Origin of the sequence: Pseudomonas sp. R3.Fl (assembly GCF_023516765.1) — a bacterium.
GTDB classification, from domain to species: Bacteria; Pseudomonadota; Gammaproteobacteria; order Pseudomonadales; family Pseudomonadaceae; genus Pseudomonas; species Pseudomonas citronellolis.
The window spans coordinates 4,932,274-4,952,035 of sequence record NZ_JAMGSO010000001.1; the positions used below are offsets into that span (position 1 = coordinate 4,932,274).

At 61.4% G+C, this 19,762-nt stretch carries 18 protein-coding genes and 2 pseudogenes; 3 read left to right on the plus strand and 17 right to left on the minus strand.

All coding sequences use genetic code 11. The annotated features are described in order from the left end of the window. Positions 1-14 precede the first annotated feature (14 nt). Entirely contained in the window at positions 15-1,238 is a 1,224-nt protein-coding gene (locus M8R19_RS21780) for an acyl-CoA dehydrogenase family protein (RefSeq protein WP_249918882.1), read from the plus strand. A 623-nt stretch (positions 1,239-1,861) separates the two neighbouring features. Here the strand turns inward: M8R19_RS21780 and M8R19_RS21785 are convergent. The 8 genes and pseudogenes from M8R19_RS21785 to M8R19_RS21820 all read right to left on the minus strand — a co-directional run. Further along, a pseudogene (locus M8R19_RS21785) lies at positions 1,862-1,990 on the minus strand (NAD(P)(+) transhydrogenase (Re/Si-specific) subunit alpha); the annotation flags it as partial. A gap of 241 nt (positions 1,991-2,231) precedes the next feature. After that, positions 2,232-3,191: an electron transfer flavoprotein subunit alpha/FixB family protein gene (locus M8R19_RS21790; RefSeq protein WP_249918883.1), complete on the minus strand. Its 960-nt coding sequence runs from the start codon at positions 3,189-3,191 to the stop codon at positions 2,232-2,234. After that, a complete protein-coding gene (locus tag M8R19_RS21795) occupies positions 3,191-3,940 on the minus strand; it encodes an electron transfer flavoprotein subunit beta/FixA family protein (RefSeq protein ID WP_249918884.1) in 750 nt (249 codons plus the stop codon). Before M8R19_RS21795 ends, M8R19_RS21790 begins: the two co-directional genes overlap by 1 nt. 61 nt (positions 3,941-4,001) lie before the next feature. Then, positions 4,002-5,153: an acyl-CoA dehydrogenase family protein gene (locus tag M8R19_RS21800; RefSeq protein ID WP_249918885.1), complete on the minus strand. Its 1,152-nt coding sequence runs from the start codon at positions 5,151-5,153 to the stop codon at positions 4,002-4,004. Positions 5,154-5,196: 43 nt separating this feature from the next. Further along, on the minus strand, positions 5,197-6,267 hold the full coding sequence (locus M8R19_RS21805; RefSeq protein ID WP_249918886.1) for an enoyl-CoA hydratase/isomerase family protein: 1,071 nt from the start codon (positions 6,265-6,267) through the stop codon (positions 5,197-5,199). A gap of 2 nt (positions 6,268-6,269) precedes the next feature. Then, entirely contained in the window at positions 6,270-7,163 is an 894-nt protein-coding gene (gene mmsB, locus M8R19_RS21810; RefSeq protein ID WP_249918887.1) for a 3-hydroxyisobutyrate dehydrogenase, read from the minus strand. 26 nt (positions 7,164-7,189) lie between these two features. After that, positions 7,190-7,963, minus strand: coding sequence for an enoyl-CoA hydratase (locus M8R19_RS21815; RefSeq protein ID WP_249918888.1), 774 nt, complete (start codon positions 7,961-7,963; stop codon positions 7,190-7,192). 52 nt (positions 7,964-8,015) lie between these two features. Next, positions 8,016-9,539, minus strand: coding sequence for a CoA-acylating methylmalonate-semialdehyde dehydrogenase (locus M8R19_RS21820; protein WP_249918889.1), 1,524 nt, complete (start codon positions 9,537-9,539; stop codon positions 8,016-8,018). Between the two features lie 145 nt (positions 9,540-9,684). Here M8R19_RS21820 and M8R19_RS21825 point away from each other — a divergent pair, with 145 nt between their 5' ends. Further along, positions 9,685-10,587, plus strand: coding sequence for a LysR family transcriptional regulator (locus tag M8R19_RS21825; protein ID WP_249918890.1), 903 nt, complete (start codon positions 9,685-9,687; stop codon positions 10,585-10,587). A 411-nt stretch (positions 10,588-10,998) separates the two neighbouring features. Here the strand turns inward: M8R19_RS21825 and M8R19_RS21835 are convergent. The 4 genes and pseudogenes from M8R19_RS21835 to M8R19_RS21850 all read right to left on the minus strand — a co-directional run. Next, positions 10,999-11,835, minus strand: a pseudogene (locus M8R19_RS21835) (alpha/beta hydrolase); the annotation flags it as partial. Continuing rightward, on the minus strand, positions 11,835-14,396 hold the full coding sequence (locus M8R19_RS21840; RefSeq protein ID WP_249918891.1) for an autotransporter family protein: 2,562 nt from the start codon (positions 14,394-14,396) through the stop codon (positions 11,835-11,837). The gene M8R19_RS21840 and the pseudogene M8R19_RS21835, both read right to left, overlap by 1 nt. A 172-nt stretch (positions 14,397-14,568) precedes the next feature. Then, positions 14,569-14,886 (minus strand): lipoprotein, encoded by a 318-nt coding sequence (locus M8R19_RS21845; protein WP_249918892.1) that lies wholly within the window; start codon positions 14,884-14,886, stop codon positions 14,569-14,571. A gap of 29 nt (positions 14,887-14,915) precedes the next feature. Then, complete coding sequence (locus M8R19_RS21850; RefSeq protein ID WP_249918893.1) at positions 14,916-15,362, minus strand: YfjT/YkfB family phage-associated protein; 447 nt, start codon at positions 15,360-15,362, stop codon at positions 14,916-14,918. 102 nt (positions 15,363-15,464) lie between these two features. Between M8R19_RS21850 and M8R19_RS21855 the strand changes: the two genes are divergently transcribed. After that, complete coding sequence (locus tag M8R19_RS21855; RefSeq protein ID WP_249918894.1) at positions 15,465-15,797, plus strand: helix-turn-helix domain-containing protein; 333 nt, start codon at positions 15,465-15,467, stop codon at positions 15,795-15,797. Here the strand turns inward: M8R19_RS21855 and M8R19_RS21860 are convergent. From M8R19_RS21860 to M8R19_RS21880, 5 genes are all read right to left on the minus strand, one after another. Then, the gene (locus M8R19_RS21860; RefSeq protein WP_249918895.1) at positions 15,794-15,997 is read right to left on the minus strand and encodes a hypothetical protein; all 204 of its coding nucleotides are present in this window, start codon (positions 15,995-15,997) and stop codon (positions 15,794-15,796) included. The two genes, M8R19_RS21855 and M8R19_RS21860, sit on opposite strands and share 4 nt — an antisense overlap. Positions 15,998-16,042: 45 nt before the next feature. Further along, on the minus strand, positions 16,043-16,963 hold the full coding sequence (locus tag M8R19_RS21865; RefSeq protein ID WP_249918896.1) for a recombination directionality factor: 921 nt from the start codon (positions 16,961-16,963) through the stop codon (positions 16,043-16,045). Between the two features lie 79 nt (positions 16,964-17,042). After that, complete coding sequence (locus M8R19_RS21870) at positions 17,043-18,047, minus strand: YqaJ viral recombinase family nuclease (protein WP_249918897.1); 1,005 nt, start codon at positions 18,045-18,047, stop codon at positions 17,043-17,045. 131 nt (positions 18,048-18,178) lie between these two features. Then, a complete protein-coding gene (locus M8R19_RS21875; RefSeq protein ID WP_249918898.1) occupies positions 18,179-18,580 on the minus strand; it encodes a hypothetical protein in 402 nt (133 codons plus the stop codon). A 154-nt stretch (positions 18,581-18,734) separates the two neighbouring features. Beyond that, positions 18,735-19,703, minus strand: coding sequence for a DUF932 domain-containing protein (locus tag M8R19_RS21880; protein WP_249918899.1), 969 nt, complete (start codon positions 19,701-19,703; stop codon positions 18,735-18,737). Between the last annotated feature and the right edge of the window lie 59 nt (positions 19,704-19,762).

The window sequence follows — 19,762 nt, forward strand, 5'->3', positions numbered from 1 at the left end:
CCGAGGACAAGATCATGGAAAAACAAAAACACCATATCGAGATCACTCCTGCCGAAAGCGCAGCTCTTATCGCGCGTGCGCACAGGCTTGCGGAAAAATTCGCAGAGGTAGGGGCCAAGGCTGATACCGAGGGCAGGCTGCCCCTGGAACTGATCCCCTACTACAAGGAGAGCGGTCTTGCCTCTCTGATCGTGCCCAAGCGCTATGGCGGCCACGGGGCGGATCTGTGGACAGTCGCCCAGGTCGAAAAGGTTCTGTCTTCCTACGGCGACCCGGCCATCACTCTTTCGTTCAACATGCACCATGTCATGGTGGGGATTTTCAGCGGCATGCTGCCGGAAGAGCCGCGTGCCCGTCTGTTCAAGCAGATCGTCGAGGAGCAGGCCCTGATTTCCGGGCCTTTCAGTGAGCAGCGCGCCGGCTTCTCGACCATTGCAGATACCATCGCCGTTCCTGATGGCAACGGTGGCTGGCTGGTGTCGGGGAAAAAGAACTGGGCGACCTTCATTGAAGGCGCGGACATCGTCACTTTCAACGCCACCATCACCGATGCCGATGGCAAGCTTCCGGAAGACTACAAGGAGCATGCCGCCCGCGAGTCGGTGTTCATCGTGCCGGCCAACCAGCCGGGGATGAGCATCGACTACACTTGGGATACGTTCAGCATGCGTGCATCGGGTACCCATACCTGCGTGATGGACAAGGTGCCGGTTTCCGCCGAGTGCTATGCGGGCCCGTTCCGTACCGGCCTGGTGGGCGAGATGGAGTGGGTGGCGTTCCCGTTCGGCGGCGTCTACTTGGGGATCGCCGATCGCGCCTATCGCCTGGTTCGCGACTCGCTGGCCAAGAAATCGCTGGGCCATACCGTTTCCGGCGAAAACGTGATGGTGCGTGACACCGGCTATGTCCAGCACCAACTGGGTCAGGCCCTGGTCGAGCTGGAAATGGCCGAGCGCGTGCTCAAGGGAACCGCCACCCTGCTGTCCGAAGGGGTGGACGCGACCTGGAGCGCCTCCGAACGGCCGGCACGCATCTCGATCGCCAAGATCGCCGCCACCGAGGCTGCGATCAAGGTCAGCGACATCGCCATGCGCCTGACCGGCGGCAGCGCCATCCGCCGTGGTGGTGCGCTCGAGCGTGCGTTCCGTGATGCCCGCGCCGGCATCTACCAGCCCCTGGCCGGTGATGTGGTGTACGACATCCTAGGCAAGTCCCAGCTCGGTGTGCTGGAGAAGTGACGATACGGGGCTTCTGAAAGAAGTAGCATGGCCTTGCGCGTGTTGTGCAGGGCTATGCTTTTTGTTGTTCTCGATGAGCTTCTTTGAGCTGATGGCACGGTACAGGCTCGATACCGTGTTGATCGACGATGTAGTCCTCGGCTATGTGATGCCGGTGGATGAGCAGGGCCGGGTGATGCCTTGCATCGCTTCGCACGTTCTTCCCGCCCGATCTCAAGTTCCCCCACGGTGATGCTTGCCGAAACCCTCGAGGACTTTCCCCTTTCCTCCAGCTTCGACACTGGCGGAGCATCGCCAATCTACCGGACCCTCGATACGCTCGTTGCCGGGCCGCTGCTGTAATTGGAATGCCGGCAAGCCAGGGGCCGTTCGAGGCGCTTTCCAGGCACGAACGACCCGTTGACGTAATCGCCTATGCGAATCTGCTGAAATGTCCGATTTACTTCGAGCGGCAGGGAGTCAGCATTTGCAGCAGAAGCAAAGTCATGAACTGCCCGATTTTGTCCGTCGACGAAAATCGGGCTGTGCTGCTCGCAGGCCGATCAGGCTTTGCATGAAGGCGACCAGCAGGTCGACCAGATATAACCGGCGCCTTCGGCGCACTGACCTCCTCGTCAGTCTGGTGCGCCGAAGAATTCGATCTGCTCCTTCACCGCCGGGCGTAGGTCCGAGGTCACGATCACCGAGCTCAGGCGTCTGGCCGTGGCTATGGCCTGCAGGCCGGCGTCGAGGATCAGTACGCGGGCGGCTTCGAAGGCGCAGTCCGACTGGCAGGCATTGATACCAGCATCGCTCTGACCTTCGCCCGGTGGCCTTGGCCGATCAGCTTCTTGATGGTTTCCGGGATTGCGGCTACCCGCGCATGCCCTCAAGGGGGCACCAATGTGCACTGGTTATTCTCCGGTGAAGGGTTTGGATAAGCCTGTTCTGCCGGATGTCCAGTGATGCATCCGCGGTATGAGCAGATGCTTGTGCCTGCCGGGGCGCCGGGCCTCAGATTGCCTGTCCTAGTTCCGGCACGGCCTCGAACAGGTCCGCCACCAGGCCGTAGTCGGCGACCTGGAAGATCGGCGCCTCTTCGTCCTTGTTGATGGCCACGATGACTTTCGAGTCCTTCATGCCCGCCAGGTGCTGGATGGCACCGGAGATGCCCACGGCGATGTAGAGCTGCGGGGCGACGATCTTGCCGGTCTGGCCGACCTGCATGTCGTTCGGCACGAAGCCGGCGTCGACCGCGGCGCGGGAAGCGCCGACGGCGGCGCCCAGCTTGTCGGCCAGGGCGTAGAGGATCTTGAAGTTGTCGCCGTTGCCCATGCCGCGGCCACCGGAGACCACGATCTTGGCGGCGGTCAGCTCCGGACGGTCGGACTTGGCCAGCTCTTCGCCGACGAAGGCGGACTTGCCGGCATCGGCCGGGCCGGAAACCTGCTCGACGGCAGCCGAACCGCCTTCGGCGGCGACGGCGTCGAAGCCAGTGGTGCGCACGGTGATGACCTTGACCGGAGCCGAGGACTGCACGGTGGCGATGGCGTTGCCGGCGTAGATCGGGCGCTTGAAGGTGTCGGCGCTGACCACGTCGATGATCTCGGAGATCTGGTCGACGTCCAGCAGCGCGGCGACGCGCGGCAGGTAGTTCTTGCCGTTGGTGGTGGCGGCGGCCAGGATGTGGCTGTAGCCCTTGCCCCCGCTCTCTTTAACAAGAGCAGCGACCAGCGGAGCGACGTTCTCCGGCAGTTGGTGGGCGTAGGCGGCGTTGTCGGCGACCAGCACCTTGGCAACGCCCGCGATCTTGGCGGCGGCTTCGGCCACGGCGCCGACGTTCTGGCCGGCGACCAGCACGGCGACATCGCCACCGATCCGCTTCGCGGCCGTCACGGTATTGAGCGTCGCGGGGACCAGGACGCCGCTCTCGTTTGCAGAAGCAGTGTGCTCAGCGATTACCAGGATAGCCATCAGATTACTTTCGCCTCGTTCTTCAGTTTCTCGACCAGTTCAGCCACGGACTTGACCTTGATGCCGGCGCTGCGGGCAGCCGGAGCTTCCACTTTCAGAGTCTTCACGGTGGAAGCGGTGGAAACGCCGAGGGCGTCCGGGGTCACCACGTCCAGCGGCTTCTTCTTCGCTTTCATGATGTTTGGCAGCGACGCGTAGCGCGGCTCGTTCAGGCGCAGGTCGGTGGTGACGATCGCCGGCAGGTTCAGCGCAACGGTCTGCAGACCGCCGTCGATTTCACGGGTGACGTTGACCTTGTCGCCAGCCACTTCGACCTTGGAGGCGAAGGTGCCCTGGGCGTAGCCGGTCAGCGCGGCCAGCATCTGGCCGGTCTGGTTGTTGTCGCTGTCGATGGCCTGCTTGCCGAGGATGACCAACTGCGGCTGCTCTTTGTCGACCACGGCCTTCAGGGCCTTGGCGATGGCCAGGGAATTCAGTTCTTCGTTGATCTCGACCAGGATGGCGCGGTCGGCGCCCAGGGCCAGGGCGGTGCGCAGTTGTTCCTGGGCCGCGGTCGGGCCGACGGAAACGGCGACGATTTCAGTGGCGACGCCTTTTTCCTTCAGACGCACGGCCTCTTCCACGGCGATTTCGCAGAAGGGGTTCATGGACATTTTCACGTTGGCGAGATCGACGCCGGAGTTGTCCGCCTTGACGCGGACCTTGACGTTGTAGTCGACCACTCGTTTAACGGCAACAAGGATTTTCATAAAGGGCTTCTCGTGGAAATGGAAAAAGTAGGGCTATGGAAAATCGCCGGCGTAATGAGGCTCACAGGGCATAGTGAGCCAACTCGCGGGCGATCAGCAGGCGTTGGATTTCGCTTGCGCCTTCGTAAATCTGGGTTATGCGGGCGTCGCGGTAATATTTCTCTACCGGGTAGTCCTCCAGGTAGCCGTAGCCACCATGCACTTGAATGGCCTTGGAACAGACTCGCTCAGCCATTTCCGAGGCAAACAGCTTGGCCTGCGAGGCTTCTGATAGGCAGGGAACCCGGGCACTCTTTAGCCGTGCTGCATGTAACACCAATAGGCGCGCAGCATTGAGTTGGGTATGCATATCGGCGAGCAGGTTGGCTACGCTCTGGTGTTCGATGATGGGTTTGCCGAATTGGATGCGTTCGCGGGCATATCCCAAGGCCGCTTCGAATGCAGCTCGCGCTATACCTAAAGCCTGGGCGGCAATACCGATACGCCCACCTTCGAGATTGGCGAGGGCAATTGCCAGCCCCTTACCGCGTTCGCCTAGCAGGCTGTCTTCGGGGATGTGGCAGTCGTTTAGCGTTACTGCACAGGTATCGGAGGCGCGGATGCCCATCTTGTGCTCACTGCGATCGACCACGAAACCGGGGGTGTCGGTTGGCACCAGGAAAGCGGAGAGTCCTTTTTTACCCAGCTCTGGATCTGTGACAGCAAAGACAATCGCCAACTTGGCGCGTTTACCATTGCTGACGAACTGCTTGGCGCCGCTAAGTACCCACTGTCCATTTCGAAGTTCGGCTCGGGTACGGAGATTGTGTGCTTCGGAACCTGCCTGTGGTTCCGTCAGGCAGAAACAACCTATGGCCTGTCCGCTAGCCAGGCCCGGTAGCCATTCATTCTTCTGTGCCCGAGTGCCGTAGAGCAGGACGGGTCCGCAACCGACAGAGTTATGGATGCTCATGAGCGCTCCGGTGGCACCATCACCAGCGGAAATTTCTTCTACCGCCAGAGCGTAGGCAACATAGTCGACATAGGTGCCACCCCATTCTTCTGGCACTACCATGCCAAGCAACCCCAACTCGCCCATCTGCGCCACCACGGCGTCGTCGATCCATCCCGCCTTTTCCCAGGCTTGTGACCTGGGGGCAATCTCACTGCGAGCGAAGTCGCGGGCCATGTCGCGGATCATGCGTTGTTCTTCGCTCAATTCGAGGTCATGCATCGAGTTTTCTCTATTTTTTGAAGTACGACTTAGGTGCGCAGTGTCATGTTTGGGCGGGCTGGAAGCCGTCAAAGAACTCGTCTACGCGGCTGGCATCGAGTTGCTCCAGGGTTGGAGGGTTCCAGCGTGGCGTCTTGTCTTTGTCGATGAGGAGTGCACGCACTCCTTCCATGAGGTCGCCCTTGGCAAACCATTGTCGGTCGAGGTGTAGTTCCAACTCGAAGCAGTTGGCCAGAGACAAGGTTCGGCCCAGGCGCAGCAGTTTCAGGGTGGTACTTATGGCTAGCGGCGAGCGGTTGTTGAGCAATGCGACCGTTTGCTCAGCCCAATCCTGGTACTCAGGACGGCTCTCTGCCTGTAGTGAGGCGCGGACCGCAGCCAGGTCGGGTTGCGCAAAGTGCTTGTCGATGGCTGGATGCAGGGTCTTGAGCTCTGCCCCCGGCAGGCGGTTGTTGGCCAGGCTGGAAAGCAGACCCGCTAGTGTCTCCCGCGGAGGGTGGACCCAGATGATCTGATCTAGACGGCGATCGAATTCGCTGATCTGTGCGCTTGGGAGGCACCAGTCGGCAAGTCGTGCATACAGGGCATCGGCGGCACGGATTTGGATGCCGGTGATCCCGAGATAGAGACCCAGCTCACCCGGCAGGCGAGGGAGGAAATAGCTACCGCCAACATCCGGGAAATAGCCGATACCGGTTTCCGGCATGCCCATCTTCACTCGCTCGGTGACGACTCTTAGCGCTGCGCCTTGGACCAGGCCCATGCCGCCACCGAGAACGAAGCCATCCATCAGCGCGACAATGGGTTTGGGGTAGCCGTGGATGTATTGGTCAAGGGCGTATTCTTCTTCAAAGAAGATGTGCTGCAGGTCAGTGCCGGCCCGGTAGCTATCGTACAGTGCACGAATGTCTCCGCCGGCGCAGAAGGCTTTTTCGCCATTGGCGCGCAGCACCACGGCGAGGATCGCCTGGTCGTCCGCCCAAGCCTGCAACTGTTGCTGCAAGATGCGGATCATCGGCAGTGTCAGCGCGTTCAGTCCTGCTGGGCGGTTCAGCGTCAGGTGGCCGACACGATTGCGCACTTCGACCAGTACCGGGGCTTCGGCATCGCTCATGCTCATGCCTCTTGCTTGCGGTATAGGTTGATGATGGCGGAGAAGTCCAGGGCTCCGTTGCCTTGCAGGCTGAAGGCCTGATAGAGCTGCTGTGCTGCCGCGCCAAGCAGCACCGGTGTATGTGCCTGCCTGGCCGCCTCGGTGGCGAGGCCTAGGTCCTTGAGCATCAGGTCGGTGCCGAAGCCGCCGCTATAGCCGCGCGATGCCGGAGCATTGTCCATGACGCCAGGGAAGGGGTTGTAGGTATCCGAACTCCAGCAGCGACCGCTGGAGGTATTGATCACCCCGGCCAGCACGCTGGCATCCATGCCTAGGGCAACGCCGAGGGCCATGGCTTCGGCCACGCCGATCATCGAGATTCCTAGCAGCATGTTGTTGGCGACTTTGGCAACCTGACCGTTACCGGTCCCGCCGCAGTGCACGATATTCTTGCCCATCGCGGCAAGGATTGGCTGGGCATGCTCGAAGTCGCCTCGAGCACCTCCAACCATGAAAGTCAGAGTGCCAGCTGTCGCTCCACCAGTTCCGCCGGAGACTGGTGCGTCGAGCATCGGGTTGCCTTGGGCGAGGGACGCATTGGCCACCTCGCGAGCACTGTGGGGATCGATGGTCGAGGAGTCGATCAGCAGCACACCGGGACGGACGTTGGCCAGCAGGCCATCGGTGCCAAGGTAGACACCCTTCACATGGGGGGCCGCCGGTAGCATGGTGATGATCACCTCGACATCACTTTGCGCCAGTGCAGCGGGGGATGCGGCTGATGTCGAGCCGGCTTCGACCAGGCCGGCGACCGCGCTGGCGGAAAGGTCGAAGACACTCAGCCTGTGACCGGCCTTGAGCAGATTGCGGGCCATGGGGGCACCCATGTTGCCGAGACCGAGAAAACCGATATGCATGGTGGAAACCTCTTGTTCTTGTTAAGTCAGCAATGCTTGAACTGTGCCTGCCGCTTCTCGACGAAGGCAGCCATGCCTTCCTTCTGATCGAAGGTGGCGAAGATCGCGTGGAACACCCGACGCTCGAACCGCAGGCCTTCGCTGAGACTGCCCTCGAAAGCGCGGTTGATGCTTTCCTTGACCATAAGGGTGGCGGTCAGTGATTTGGCGGCGATGCCCTGAGCGACCTTGAGGGTTTCTTCGAGCAAATGGTCGAGCGGGAAGATGCGGGCGACCAAACCGGCGCGCTCGGCCTCCTCTGCATTCAACTGGCGACCGGTCAGGCATAGCTCCATGGCTTTGGATTTACCTAGGGCGTGGGTCAGGCGCTGGGTGCCGCCGATTGCCGGCAGCACGCCGAGGGTGATTTCCGGCAGACCGAAGCGGGCATTATCGGCGGCGTAGATGAAGTCGCACATCAGCGCCAGTTCGCAGCCGCCGCCCAGGGCGTAACCTGCCACAGCGGCGATAATCGGCTTGCGCCGGTTGGCGATGCGATCGGCCGCTGCGAAGAAATCGTCCAGATAGATCTGAGGAAAGGTCAGGTCGGCCATTTCCTTGATGTCGGCGCCGGCGGCGAAAGCCTTGGGCGAACCGGTGATGACGATGCAGCCGATGGCCGGGTCGTTTTCCAAGTGGTCGAGAGCCTGGTTGAGTTCAGCGATCAACTGGCTGTTCAGCGCATTGAGCGCTTTCGGGCGGTTCAGGGTGATCAGCCCGACCCGGTCCTCGATGTCCATCAGTAGGGTTTCCAGCTGCATATCTTTGCCTCCTAGCAAGCAGCCGGCGCAACAGGGCGCCGGCCGCGCCGGATCATTTCAGGTTGATGGTGGTGTTGACGGTGCCACCCACTTCGTTTTCGTCGAACCAGCGTTGGGTGACGGTCTTGGTCTGGGTGTAGAACTGCACTACCTGCTTGCCGTAGGGGCCGAGGTCGCCGAGTTTGGAAGCGCGCGAGCCGGTGAAAGAGAACATCGGTACCGGTACAGGAATCGGCACATTGATACCCACCTGGCCGACGTCGATCTCTTCCTGGAAGTGGCGGGCAGCGGCGCCAGAGCGGGTGAAGATGGCTGTGCCGTTACCGTTGGGGTTCGCGTTGATCAGCTCAATGGCTTCGTCCAGGGTTGCAGCGTGCATTACGCAGAGGACCGGGCCGAAAATCTCTTCCTTGTAGATACTCATCTCTGGGGTGACGCCAGAGAAGATGGTCGGGCCGACGAAGTTGCCTTTGGAGTAACCGGAAACCTCCGGTTTGCGACCGTCCAACACCAGTTCCGCACCCTCGTTAACACCGCGCTCGATGAGGCCGCTGACGCGGTCCAGGGCGGCACAGGAAACCACCGGGCCGACATCGGTGCCTGGTTCGACACCGGCACTGACCTTGAGCGACTTAGCCTTTTCGGCCAACTCCGGCAGCCAACTTTGTGCTTCACCCACCAGAATCGCTACCGATAGTGCCATGCACCGTTGGCCGGCCGCGCCGAAGGCGGCTCCGGCGAGGTTGTTGAGTGTCTGCTCCTTGTTGGCGTCGGGCAGGATAATGGCGTGGTTCTTCGCACCCATCATGCACTGCACACGCTTGCCGGCCAGCGAGGCGCGGTTGTAGACGTGGGTGCCGACCTTGGTCGAGCCGACGAAGGAAACGGCTTTGATGTCCGGGTGGTCGCAGATCAGGTTGACCGCCTCGGCTCCGCCATGGATGACGTTGAGTACCCCGGCCGGGACGCCGGCCTCCAGGGCCAGTTCGACCAGGCGCATGGTCACCATCGGGTCCTGCTCGGAGGGTTTGAGGACAAAGGTGTTACCGGTGGCGATAGCCATGGGGAACATCCACAGCGGGATCATCGCAGGGAAGTTGAACGGGGTGATCCCGGCGCACACGCCCAACGGCTGCAGCAGGGTGAAGGTGTCGACGCCGCCGGCCACGTTGTTGGCCAACTCGCCCAGTTGCAGATTGCCGATGGCCGCGGCGTGCTCGACCACCTCGAGGCCGCGGAACACGTCGCCTTCGGCGTCAGCCAGAGTCTTGCCTTGCTCGGCAGTGAGGATCGCCGCCAGTTCCTTCATGTTCTCGCGGATCAGTTGCTGGTACTTGAGGAAGATGCGTGCGCGGGCACCGATTGAGGTCTTCTTCCAGGTCTTGAACGCGGTCCTGGCGGCGGCCACGGCTGCGTTCATCTCATCTTCGGTGGCGAAGGGCACGCGGGCCAGCACTTCCTGGGTAGCGGGGTTGATTACCTCGCGCCACTGGGTGGTCTTCGATTCGACGAGTTCGCCACCGATCAACAGCTTGATGGTGGGGATCGCATTCTGAGTATTGGCTTGCGCGGTCATTGCTTATGGCTCCGGCTTTTAAGAGCAGATATGGAGGGGCGGCTTTATAAGGTTCAGGCAATGATGCTAGGGTGCGTTTTTATCTGTATCAATGCGGATAAATGCAGGGCTCATATGCGTTTTTGCATAGTCATGAGGCGAATGAATGGACTGGGACAATCTGCGTTATTTCCTTGAGCTTTCTCGCGTTGGCACATTGAGTGCTGCGGCCCGTCGATTGGGGGTCAATTACACGACGGTGGCGCGGCGCATTCAGGCGTTGGAGAAGCTCTTGGATGCGCAACTGTTTTTGCGTGGAGTTGCCGGTTACAGCCTGACCGAGGCGGGGCGTGACCTGCTGCCACAGGCTGAGGCTATGGAGAGTGCCTTCTCTACCATTGAAAAGACCCATGAGAGCCAGCGGGAGAGCCTGTCTGGTCATGTACGCATTGGTGCGACAGAGGGCTACGGTGCGCTAATGCTCGGCCCACAACTGGCTGAATTCACTCAACAACACCCGAACTTGGGAATTGATCTGCTGGCAGTACCGCGCATGGTGCATCTATCGCGACGTGAGGCCGATATTGTGATCACTTTGGAGCGGCCTGAGCGTGGGCCGTTCATCATCACCAAATTGACTGACTACGTGCTCAAGTTGTACGCCTCAAGTGACTACCTTGAGCACCACCCGACGATACGTAGCGGGGAGGATCTACGCCAGCACAGCTTTGTCAGCTATATAGATGATCTGCTGTATAGCAAGGAGCTGTTCTATCTCGAGGAGATCGGCAAGCCCCTGCACATCGCTCTGCGCAGTACCAGTATTTTGGCCCAGCATCAGGCTACGGTTGCGGGGGCGGGGATTGCTATTCTACCGTCGTTCGCGGCGGACGCCGATGCGCGCCTGCAGTGCGTGCTTGGCGAGCAGATATCCTTCACTCGTACCTTCTGGATGCTGATGCCTATCGAGCTTAAGGATATTGCTCGGATGAAAGCCACCTGGAATTTCCTGCGCGAAAGGGCCGACGCTAGCCAGCCACTCCTGATGGGGGAACACTCCTGCTCCTGAAGTTGAGGTAAGCCTCCTTCGGACAGTGTCTTGCTATGTACCTCGTCTCTCGCTGCGAGCGAAAGACTGTGCCTGACAGGTACCACTGACGAATTCACCTTGGCGGCGACAGTGCAGAATCTGCGCCGTATGGCCAAGCCCTTGCCTCAAGGGCCACCGCTCACGGGATAGTTATGCCTGCTGCGAGCAGAAACCTTTGAATTAACCCTCAAACCTGAGTCCGGACGCTCAGTGAAACGCCGAACCGCAACTTGAAGTGGCTTGCAGGCACTTCGACAGCAGGCGCACTTGGCTGGCTGCCGCAGAACCGACTTTTTCAACAGAATCGGCCGATAGCGGGCCAGGCTTGCTTCGCTGAGGGCGATCAGATTGTTGATGTCGTAGGTGTTTTGGCCAGTTGCTCTTGCAGCTTAACGGCTTATCTCGCCATGTTTTCCAGGCAGTCTCCCAGCCTTGCTGGTGATCTGTAGCAGGAGAGATTACAACCTGACTGCAGACATATGGATGCAGCCGCACCAAGTAGGTCGTGGCTAGCGATGCGGGGACCGCGTCGTCTGCGTCCCCCACCAAGTGCCGCTGTGGTATCGATGCCAGCCGACACTGATAGTCCAACGGATCCAGCGAGCCGCTGAGGAGCGAGAACCCTTTCATTTGCGCCCAAAGCCGTGGGCTGAGATTGCCCGCTAGAGTCTGGACCTGAGCAACATCCTTCCGTTGGGCTGCCAGCAGCAGTGCCAACGCTGCGCCTCCGGAATACCCCACCAGCTCGAATTCCCGATTGCCATAACGCTGCTTCAGTTGGTCCAGTGCCTGACTGAGGCTGGTGACGATTTCCTGGGAAAACCGCCGATTGGTCCAGAGCGAGGGTTCACAGGCCGGTGCAGTGACGAATTGGCAGGGCCGAGCCAGGTAGGCATTCGGTGTCGGATCGTCCACGGCCAGCTGTGCCACCAGTAGATTGTGCGGACTCGGATCCAAGCTGGGCTGCGTCGCCGTGGCCCAGGCGTGGCCATCACCTTCCAGGTAGACGCGTAAACGAGTGGCTTTCGTGGTGCTCTGCGGTGGAAGCATGGCCAACGGGAACGGCTGCCCCGACAGTATCTCCAGTTGCCGCCCATGCTCATCCGCCAACTGCTGCAGTGCCTCGCGGGGCGACTGGCAGCCGACGAGGAGGACGCCGAGCAGCAGCGTTGGGATAACTCGAAGAAAACCGGCCCACGCACGTGGGCCGGAAAGGTAGTGGCTCATCAGAAGTCGTAACGGACCTTGGCGGTGAAGGTGTCGGCATTGAAGTCGGTCTTGCCGGTGTAGTCGTAACTGACCCCGACAGTAACCGCACCCAGGTGATAGTCCGCACCGACACCCGCTTCGTAGCTGTTGCGCACCGCCTTGGCGCCCTGGCTCACGAAGGGCGTACCACCCAGCACAAAAGTCGAGGTGCTCTGGGCTTTGTCCGCGGCGAAGTCATGGTAGGCCATCAGCTTGGCTTGCGGCTGCAGGTTGCCGTTACCGACCTGGAAGTCTCCGGCTACCCGCACACCAGCACCGAGTTCCGCCACTTCGTAGCGTTGGCTATCCACCTTGAGCGCTGCCGACGAGCCTTTCTCGTGGTAGCCGTCGATATCGACGCGCGCATAGCGTGCGGCTAGGCGCGGCTCGACCAGGAACTGCTCGTTCAGGTGATAGGTGTAGCCACCGACGACGTTGGCTCCCAGGACCTGACTGTCGTAGTCGCCTTTGGCCGTGGTGCTGGCGATGCGTCGCTTGCTCTCGTTGTCGTTGAGGCCATAGCTCAGGTTGGCGTCGACGAAGTAGTTGCCCTGTTCGAAACCGCTGTACAGGGTGAGGGCATTGCCATCGACATCGGTGGTGTTCCCGCTGTCGCTGTTCACTCTGGTATGCAGGACGCTGTAGGCCACGCCCAGGGTCAACTGGTCGGTGAGCTTGCCATCGGCGCCGATGGCGATGCCACGGCTGTAGGCGTTGAAGCCGGCCACACCATCACGCAGGTCCTGGTTCGCATCGCTATACAACGCCTGGGCCCAGATGCCGGTGTTCTGCAGCGTGTCGCCAGAGGACGCACCGCGCAGGCTGCTGGTGCGATTGCCGGTAACATTGCTCACCAGCGTCTGCCCACTGGTGGCGGCTTGGGTTGCGCCACCGTTCACCTCGGGGGCCAACTGCTCAGCCAATTTCTTCAGCGCTGCCGGATCCTGCGAGGCATTCACGTAGGCTTGGAACACCGGATCGTTGGGATTGCTCTGTGCCAGCCCGGTCACCACTTGGCTGAAGGCCGCGCCCGCACGTTGGGCGTTGGCTGAGCCACCGATCTGGCCGATCACATCGCCCACTTCGTCCTGGCTCTTGGTGCTGACCTTGGCCACGATCTGGTTGTCGCCGCTGCTGACGGTGTCGACGTTCAGCAGGGCCGAGCGGCTGGTCACGCTTACGCCTTCATCCTGCAGGGTGCCGGCCTGGACCAGGGTATAGGTCGTACCCTGGGCCTTGAAGTCGTTGCCCTGGGCCGCCAGTTGGATTTGCGAGCCCTTGGCAAACTCTGCGGTACCGGAGACCGCAACCACGGCCTTGTTCGGATCCGTGGCTGTGCTCAGGTTGAGCCCCAGCGAGGAGTTGCCGGCCACGTCCAGGTTGCCCTGGATAGTGGTGTGCGGCTGACCGAACTCCAGGTGCGCCGGCGTGTTGCCCGCATCGCTGCCGACATCCAGCCAACCGGCGTCCTTCAGGCGGATGTTCGCGCCATCGGTACTGGCGTCGGTGCCATTGAAGGTCACGTCACCGTTCACTTCGATATTGGATAGGTCGATCAGGTTGCCGGTGATGCTGCCGGCATTCCACACCAGGTGTACACCGCCACTGGCCTGGGAGGCATCGATGGCTTCGTCCTTGGAGATCAGGTTGCCGTTGTTCTGGATGACCAGGGGATTGCTGGCATTCGCGCTGTCGATGTCGAAGGCACCGACCTCGATGGCGGCATCGTCAGCCTGGATCGTGCCGGTGTTGAGCACCTGCACCGGCGCGCTGGCAAAGCTCACACCGTCGAGACGCAACGCGGTTGCATCATCGCCGCTGGCCACGATGCTGCCATGGTTCTCGATCCCGCCGAGGTCCAGCCGATCCGGGCCACCCATGTCATCGTCATAGGTAGCGAGAACGCCCGTCGATTTTGTACCGCTGACCTGGATCAGGCCGTTGTTGATCAGCTTGCCGCCGATGCTGCCGCCCTTGAGCTGGATGCCCGTGGCCTCGTCGCCATCGGCGAGGATCTTGCCGCTCGCAGCGTTGACCAGGTCACCCTGCAACACCGACTGGCCGGCGAACTTGAGGCCGCGAATGCCATCGCCCTCGAGGACACCACCGGTCACCTGCAGGGTGCCTTCATTGACCAGGTTGCCGTGAATGGTGGCCGGATCAATGAGTAGACCGGTGACACCAGCGCCCTTCACCGTGATGTTGCCCTTGTTCTGCAGGTTGCCGAAGACTTCAGTCGGCGCGCCGATGGGCGAAGGCGTGTCATCGTCGCCAGCGTAGGACAGGTCGACACCGTTGAGGTCATCGCCCGTGGCTTGCACCTGGGCATTGAGCACCAGGTCGTGGTTGAAGGTGTCGCTGTAAAAACGAAGAGGCTGGTCGCTGCCCGTGAAGGCACCGGTCACTTCGGTGCTGTCGGTGTAGGTGTTGCCTTCGCTATTCAGGCCGCTGTTGGTCAGCGTCAGTGCCTGGGCGGCGAGGGGAAGGGTACTGGCGGAAATGGCCAGGGCGAGCAGGGTTTTACGGTATGTCGGTGTCATGCGTTCAGATCCTTGAGTGTGTATGGCCGTGGTGCTTTGTTCTTTTGGGGTGTGTCTCGATGGGCAGCTCCTGGGTTTTCAAAAAACAAAAAGGTCCCCGCTCCGCCCACGGCCAGACGATGGCCGTGGGCGGAGTTGGGTATTCCGAGTGGGGGTTAGCGGAGGCTGGGTATTAGCTGTCGAAGCTGAATTCGTAGTCACCTTCGCTGGTGGAAATGGAAACCTCGACGACCTTCTGACAGTAGCGGGAATCGACTTTCAGCACTTCGCCGAAGGCCATCTTGTGCGGAAGGTCTTCCCAGACGTAGCGCTTACAGTTCCCTCGGTTCACTTCCACGCTGTTGATGGTGACCTCGTTCTTCTTGGAGGTGATTTGGAGCTGGGGGCTGCCCCACATTTCGTTCTGTCCCAGTTCAACGGTGATAGGGGGCTTGGAGTCGCAACCGGTCAGCGCGGCGACGATCAGGAGCAGGGGGAGGTACTTCTTCATCGAAAGGATTCCTGTGAAAGAGCTCCGGGCTACCAGGCGGAGCGGCAGAGGTTTTTCTTGCTGGTCAGGGGCTGGAGAACCTGGGGAAGGTTCTGGGTCGGAAGTGTCACCGTCTGGCCACCGGCACTGAGCTGCAGGGTGCGGGCCTTGCGCAGCGCGGCCCAGAAGCCCGGGAAGCTGGAGCTGCAGGCTTCGCAGTCGGTGTAGAAGGGATTGCTGAAGGTGGTGCCGTCGACGATGACGTCGAAGCCATCTTTTTCGGAGGAGTAGCGCTTGCCGGCGAGGGTGGCGTAGGCGGAGACGGGGCTTTCGTCATCGTCCGGGCAGGTGATGTTCAACTGGTTGCCGTGGCCGTCGGCGACCAGGTGCTCCTCGACGCCCTGGGTGTAGCTGGCGCTCCATTCATTGGTGCCGGCGTGAGCGGCGGTAATGAATATCAGGCTGAGCAATGTGGAGGTGAAAATGTGTTTACGCATAGGGACTGGTCCTTGTAATGAGGGCGCAGGTATCCGTTCGGGTCCTAGTGTCATCGCGACACTACCAAAACGGTAGTATTTGGTGAAGTACCAACATGCACGATGCTGCTTTTGCAGCGAGTTATCGGGATGTCGGTGCTGGGAAGCCGAATCAAGCAGGCCCGGATGCGAGTTGGGCTCTCGCAGGAGCGTCTCGGGCTAGAGGCTGGTTTGGACGAGATGTCTGCTAGCGCGCGCATGAACCGCTACGAACTGGGGAAACGCATTCCCACACCCGACTTTGTCGAGCGTTTGGGGTTGGTTCTCGGGGTTCCGGCGGCCTACTTCTATTCGACTGAGGAAGACGAGGCTGAGCTTCTGACCAAGTTTCATCAGTTAGAGGCTTCGAAGCGCATACAACTGCTGCAATACCTCGACGAATTGCTTGCTAGTTAGACTGGCTCCTTCAATTGCCCCGGTTGATTAGCCGGCGTGCCTCCTTCTAAGAATTTATTGAAGACTGCGCAGGCGGCACTGATCACTAGTAGTAGTGGCCAGAAGCGCAACATGAGTACCAGCAGCACAACAGCCACTGCACAGCTGGCCAGCACACCGATGAACACGAACAGCAAACCAATGAAGCGCACCAGGTTCATGGCGCGATCCTCCTCGTAGGTTGAATGGTGGTGATGCCGCGGATGTCACTCCGCGGCGTGTTGGGCCCGAGCTTCGGCGCGGGCTTTCAGCAGCGTCGACAGGGTGGTTTTCGGTGCAGTGTGTGGCTCTGCTGCAGGAACAGTTGAAGGGGGCGATTCAGGAGTCGGCTCCGGGAAAAACTCCTCGGCGATGGCTCCGGTCTCCTCATCGCTGTCCTCGAAGGCACCATTGGCAAAGCCCAGCCGTGCGGTGGCATCCAGCGCCACCTGGTCGAAGCCGGAGGCCTGGCGCGCTTCATCGAGTTCCCGCGCCTGCTGCAGCGCTTCCTCCATCGACAGCCCACTGCGTACCGTGATGTCGACGTAGAAGATCGGCGAGCCGTGGCTTTGTCGGGTGGACTTCCCACGCAGGCGTAGCTCCAGCGGCAGGCACGCCAGGCGGTTGCCGGAAATCGCCTGCAGGTACTGCAGCCGGGCTGCCAGGGTGCGGATGCTGTTGAAGCCGGTGGTGCGGAACACGAAGCACCCTAGCGGATCCTCATCGCCGATGGCGACGTTGAGGCGACCATAGGGCTTGCAGGCACCGCCCTTTGCCAACGGACAGCCATCCGGCGAAGGGCAGGGCAGCGAGGCGATACCGTCCTGGCTGCGGCGCTTGCAGGTTTCGCCGTTGCCGACACACAGCGGCCGTCCGGACTGCCGATCGAACAGGCAGTACTCCGCGCGGAAGTTCAGCTCCGGCGCGTTGAACAGCAGGCGGATCGGAATGCTGCGGATCTTGCCGCCCTGCGCTTTGCGCAGTTCCTCGTCTAGGGGATGGGGTAGCCAGCCGTCGCGCAGCTGGACCTGCGAGGTCAGGGTGAATTGATCGTCTTTCTCCGGCAGGCGCTTGCCGTTCTTCTCGACGACCTTGCCGATGGAAATCCGCCCGAGCATCGGCGGGGTAATGGCCAAGCCTTTGAGCATGGTGGTTCTCCAGTGGATGAATAAAAAAGACCACCCCGGCGCAGGGGAAACGCCGAGGTGGTCAAGGGGGGAATCGAAATCAGGTAATCAGGAAGCGCCGGCTGCCGGTTTTGGTGGTGGGGTAGCGCACCAGCAGGTAGGGCTTTTCCTTGAGCAGCCGCGGCACATCGAGCACCACGCTGTCCTTGGCCTTGCGCCAGGACACCGTGCCGTTGGTGAACAAGGCCCGGCTGGCATCACCCATGGCCTGCTGCAGTTGTTGCTTCAGTTCGGCTTCGCGCTTGTTCTGTAATTCCAGGCTGGCGCGGACGGCCTGCAACTCGTCGAAGGCGGCCGACAACACCGGATCCTGGGTGAAGTCCAGGGTGTGGCCATGGTCCTCCGGGTACAGGCAACGTAGAGCCTGCTCCGCCGAGTCGGTGCCATCCGCCGGCGGTGGCGTATCGCGTTGTACGTAGCCCCAGAAGTCGCGCTCCAGATCGATCAGCCGGCCGATGAGCTCCTCATCGCGCTCGATGCGGTGGATCTCCAGGTGCTGGCCGCCGAGTAGCACGGCCACGTCGGCCGCCTGCTTGCCGGTGACGGCCAACTGGTGCATCACCTGCAACTGCACGTACACCGGCACGCCTTCCTTCCAGAGACGGGCTCCGTTGATGCCAGCCGTCTTGCATTCGAGGATCTGGACGTCGCTGGCGCCGATCACCTCGCGGTCGATGTTGGCCAGCATCCAGTCCAACTTGGAATCAGGGTGCTGCAGCACGGCATTGATCCGCCGCACCCGGTTGCCGGTACGCCGGGCGTAGTGGTTGGCGACTATGGGTTCGAGGATGTTGCCCCAGTAGGTCGGGCTGTCCTCGTCGTTCGGATCGCTCTTGGGTAGTCCGGCATCGCGGCCAGTCTTTTCCAGCCACAGCTCCAGCTGCGACTTGTAGGGGTTGAGGCCGACCGCGGCCGCCGCGTCCGAACTACCGATACCGTGCTTGCGTACCGCCAGCCAGTCGTCACGGGACAGCTCTTTGGTGCCGACCAGGCGCAGGGCAGGGCGCTGCCGTGCCCTGTTGGGCGTGGAATGAGCATGAGTCATGAGGATTTTTCTCCGGACATAAAAATGCCCGGCCGGCAGAACCGGTCGGGCATCGGGGGAATGAAGTGGGCAATGGCTGTCAGGCCATCAATGGGAGGACCGTATCCAGGCGGCGCAGCGATCACTCCCACTTACCGGGTTGTCCCGCCAGCCATGGCGGTCACCGACTGCCGTCGCCGTGCGTGATGGGCTCGAACCTTCTCGCGCCAGCCGGGCGAGAGCTCCTTGGCCATGTCGAGATAGCGCAGCGGGCAGCTGTAGTAGTACGGCGCCATGGACTCATCCATGGCTTTGTACCCCCACTCACCGCCACTGCGTTGCAACAGATCACAGCGGATGTAGCGCATGGACTCGCCGGGAGCGAGGTCTGGGTGAACGCCTTCGGTTTTCGCCGTCACTTCGCTGACGGACCACAGCACATTGCCGCGCAAGGTATGCACAAGCACACGAACACTGGCCCGCGCCGTGTCTTCGGGGCGGATCAGATCTTGGATGAGTTCTGACCGGGTACAGGATGAGAACAGCCAGCCCATGAGAGAGGCCTCCAATGAAACACCGGAGCCCACTCCCCAGGAGCGGAACCCCGGCGGGTGGAAGGGAACGCCCAATGCTGCGGTACCTGCGAGCCATTGCTGTCGTCGCAGAACTGGGCGGGCGAAGAAGGACAACGAGAAGAGGGAGCTGCCGTCAGGCCGCCAGCTGCAGGGCTGCATCCAGGGCGCGTTGCTTGATCACTGCTCCCTGGCCGAACCAGGCCGAGTCCATGCGGTACTCGTTGCTACGGGCGCGGCGCTCGTGGTCGACGTACTCAGTGACGGCATTGAGCAGGCCCCAGGCAGTACCGTTGGCGGCTTCCAATTGCGAGCCACGGCCGCGGCCTTCGTACAGGCTTTGCACCCGACGCAGCGCGCGCTCGTTCGGTAGGGCATCCGGCAACGGATTGCTGGGTTGGGCATCGCAGAGCACCTGCATGAAGTAGCCCATCGCCTCGTGCCATTGCACCTTGCGCTCGGCCAGGTGGCGCATGCGATACATGAACTCGTCCCATTGCGAGACGGCGATGCCCAGTTGCTTCTTCACCGCCTGGGCGTCGAAGCGGGTGCTATGCGGCACCTTGATCGCCCGGATGGCGCCGTCGACGGCGATGGTCAGGGTGTTGTTGCACACCACCCGCACCGTGGTCGGCGTGGCGGTGGTGGCCAGGGTGCCATCGCAGGAGGTGGCCAGCAGCAGGTAGCCGTTGACCAGGTCGTTGCCTTTCAGCGAGGTGTTCTGTCCGGTGCGTGCCAGCGCCCAGAACTTACGACCGCCCTTGAGCACGCCGGCGGTTTCCAACTCGTAGCCGGAGACCTGGGTGAGGTCGCGGTAGAACTCCAGCACTTCCCGCGGCTGCACCACCTGGTAACGCTGGGAGACCACCGAGAGCGGGGCCTTGGTGTCGGAGCGGTAGAGCACCTTCTGTTCGGGGAAGGAGTGGATGCTGCCCAGGTGGCCGACCGAGTCCGCTTTGAAGTGGACCGGGCTCTCCTGGATCTGCCAATCCATCCCAGCTTCGCGTTGCCAGACCTCCAGGGGTTGTTTCGGGGACAGGCGACTGCCCAGGCCATGCCAGGGAGCTTCGCCGACATACGCCATACGTTCTACGAGATGAGCCATGATGAGTTTCCTGTGAGCAATAGCCGGCATAAAGCGCTGCGCAACGCGCAGCACCGGCG

Excerpts from the sequence above, each read along its gene's own strand:
- M8R19_RS21805 (WP_249918886.1), bottom strand. The coding sequence starts at position 6,267 with ATGAGCGATGCCGAAGCCCCGGTACTGGTCGAAGTGCGCAATCGTGTC.
- M8R19_RS21800 (WP_249918885.1), bottom strand. The coding sequence starts at position 5,153 with ATGCATGACCTCGAATTGAGCGAAGAACAACGCATGATCCGCGACATG.
- M8R19_RS21850 (WP_249918893.1), bottom strand. The coding sequence starts at position 15,362 with ATGCGTAAACACATTTTCACCTCCACATTGCTCAGCCTGATATTCATT.
- M8R19_RS21880 (WP_249918899.1), bottom strand. The coding sequence starts at position 19,703 with ATGGCTCATCTCGTAGAACGTATGGCGTATGTCGGCGAAGCTCCCTGG.
- M8R19_RS21845 (WP_249918892.1), bottom strand. The coding sequence starts at position 14,886 with ATGAAGAAGTACCTCCCCCTGCTCCTGATCGTCGCCGCGCTGACCGGT.
- M8R19_RS21795 (WP_249918884.1), bottom strand. The coding sequence starts at position 3,940 with ATGAAAATCCTTGTTGCCGTTAAACGAGTGGTCGACTACAACGTCAAG.
- M8R19_RS21780 (WP_249918882.1), top strand. The coding sequence starts at position 15 with ATGGAAAAACAAAAACACCATATCGAGATCACTCCTGCCGAAAGCGCA.
- M8R19_RS21865 (WP_249918896.1), bottom strand. The coding sequence starts at position 16,963 with ATGCTCAAAGGCTTGGCCATTACCCCGCCGATGCTCGGGCGGATTTCC.
- M8R19_RS21790 (WP_249918883.1), bottom strand. The coding sequence starts at position 3,191 with ATGGCTATCCTGGTAATCGCTGAGCACACTGCTTCTGCAAACGAGAGC.
- M8R19_RS21825 (WP_249918890.1), top strand. The coding sequence starts at position 9,685 with ATGGACTGGGACAATCTGCGTTATTTCCTTGAGCTTTCTCGCGTTGGC.
- M8R19_RS21840 (WP_249918891.1), bottom strand. The coding sequence starts at position 14,396 with ATGACACCGACATACCGTAAAACCCTGCTCGCCCTGGCCATTTCCGCC.
- M8R19_RS21815 (WP_249918888.1), bottom strand. The coding sequence starts at position 7,963 with ATGCAGCTGGAAACCCTACTGATGGACATCGAGGACCGGGTCGGGCTG.
- M8R19_RS21870 (WP_249918897.1), bottom strand. The coding sequence starts at position 18,047 with ATGACTCATGCTCATTCCACGCCCAACAGGGCACGGCAGCGCCCTGCC.
- M8R19_RS21855 (WP_249918894.1), top strand. The coding sequence starts at position 15,465 with ATGCTGCTTTTGCAGCGAGTTATCGGGATGTCGGTGCTGGGAAGCCGA.
- mmsB (WP_249918887.1), bottom strand. The coding sequence starts at position 7,163 with ATGCATATCGGTTTTCTCGGTCTCGGCAACATGGGTGCCCCCATGGCC.
- M8R19_RS21820 (WP_249918889.1), bottom strand. The coding sequence starts at position 9,539 with ATGACCGCGCAAGCCAATACTCAGAATGCGATCCCCACCATCAAGCTG.
- M8R19_RS21860 (WP_249918895.1), bottom strand. The coding sequence starts at position 15,997 with ATGAACCTGGTGCGCTTCATTGGTTTGCTGTTCGTGTTCATCGGTGTG.
- M8R19_RS21875 (WP_249918898.1), bottom strand. The coding sequence starts at position 18,580 with ATGGGCTGGCTGTTCTCATCCTGTACCCGGTCAGAACTCATCCAAGAT.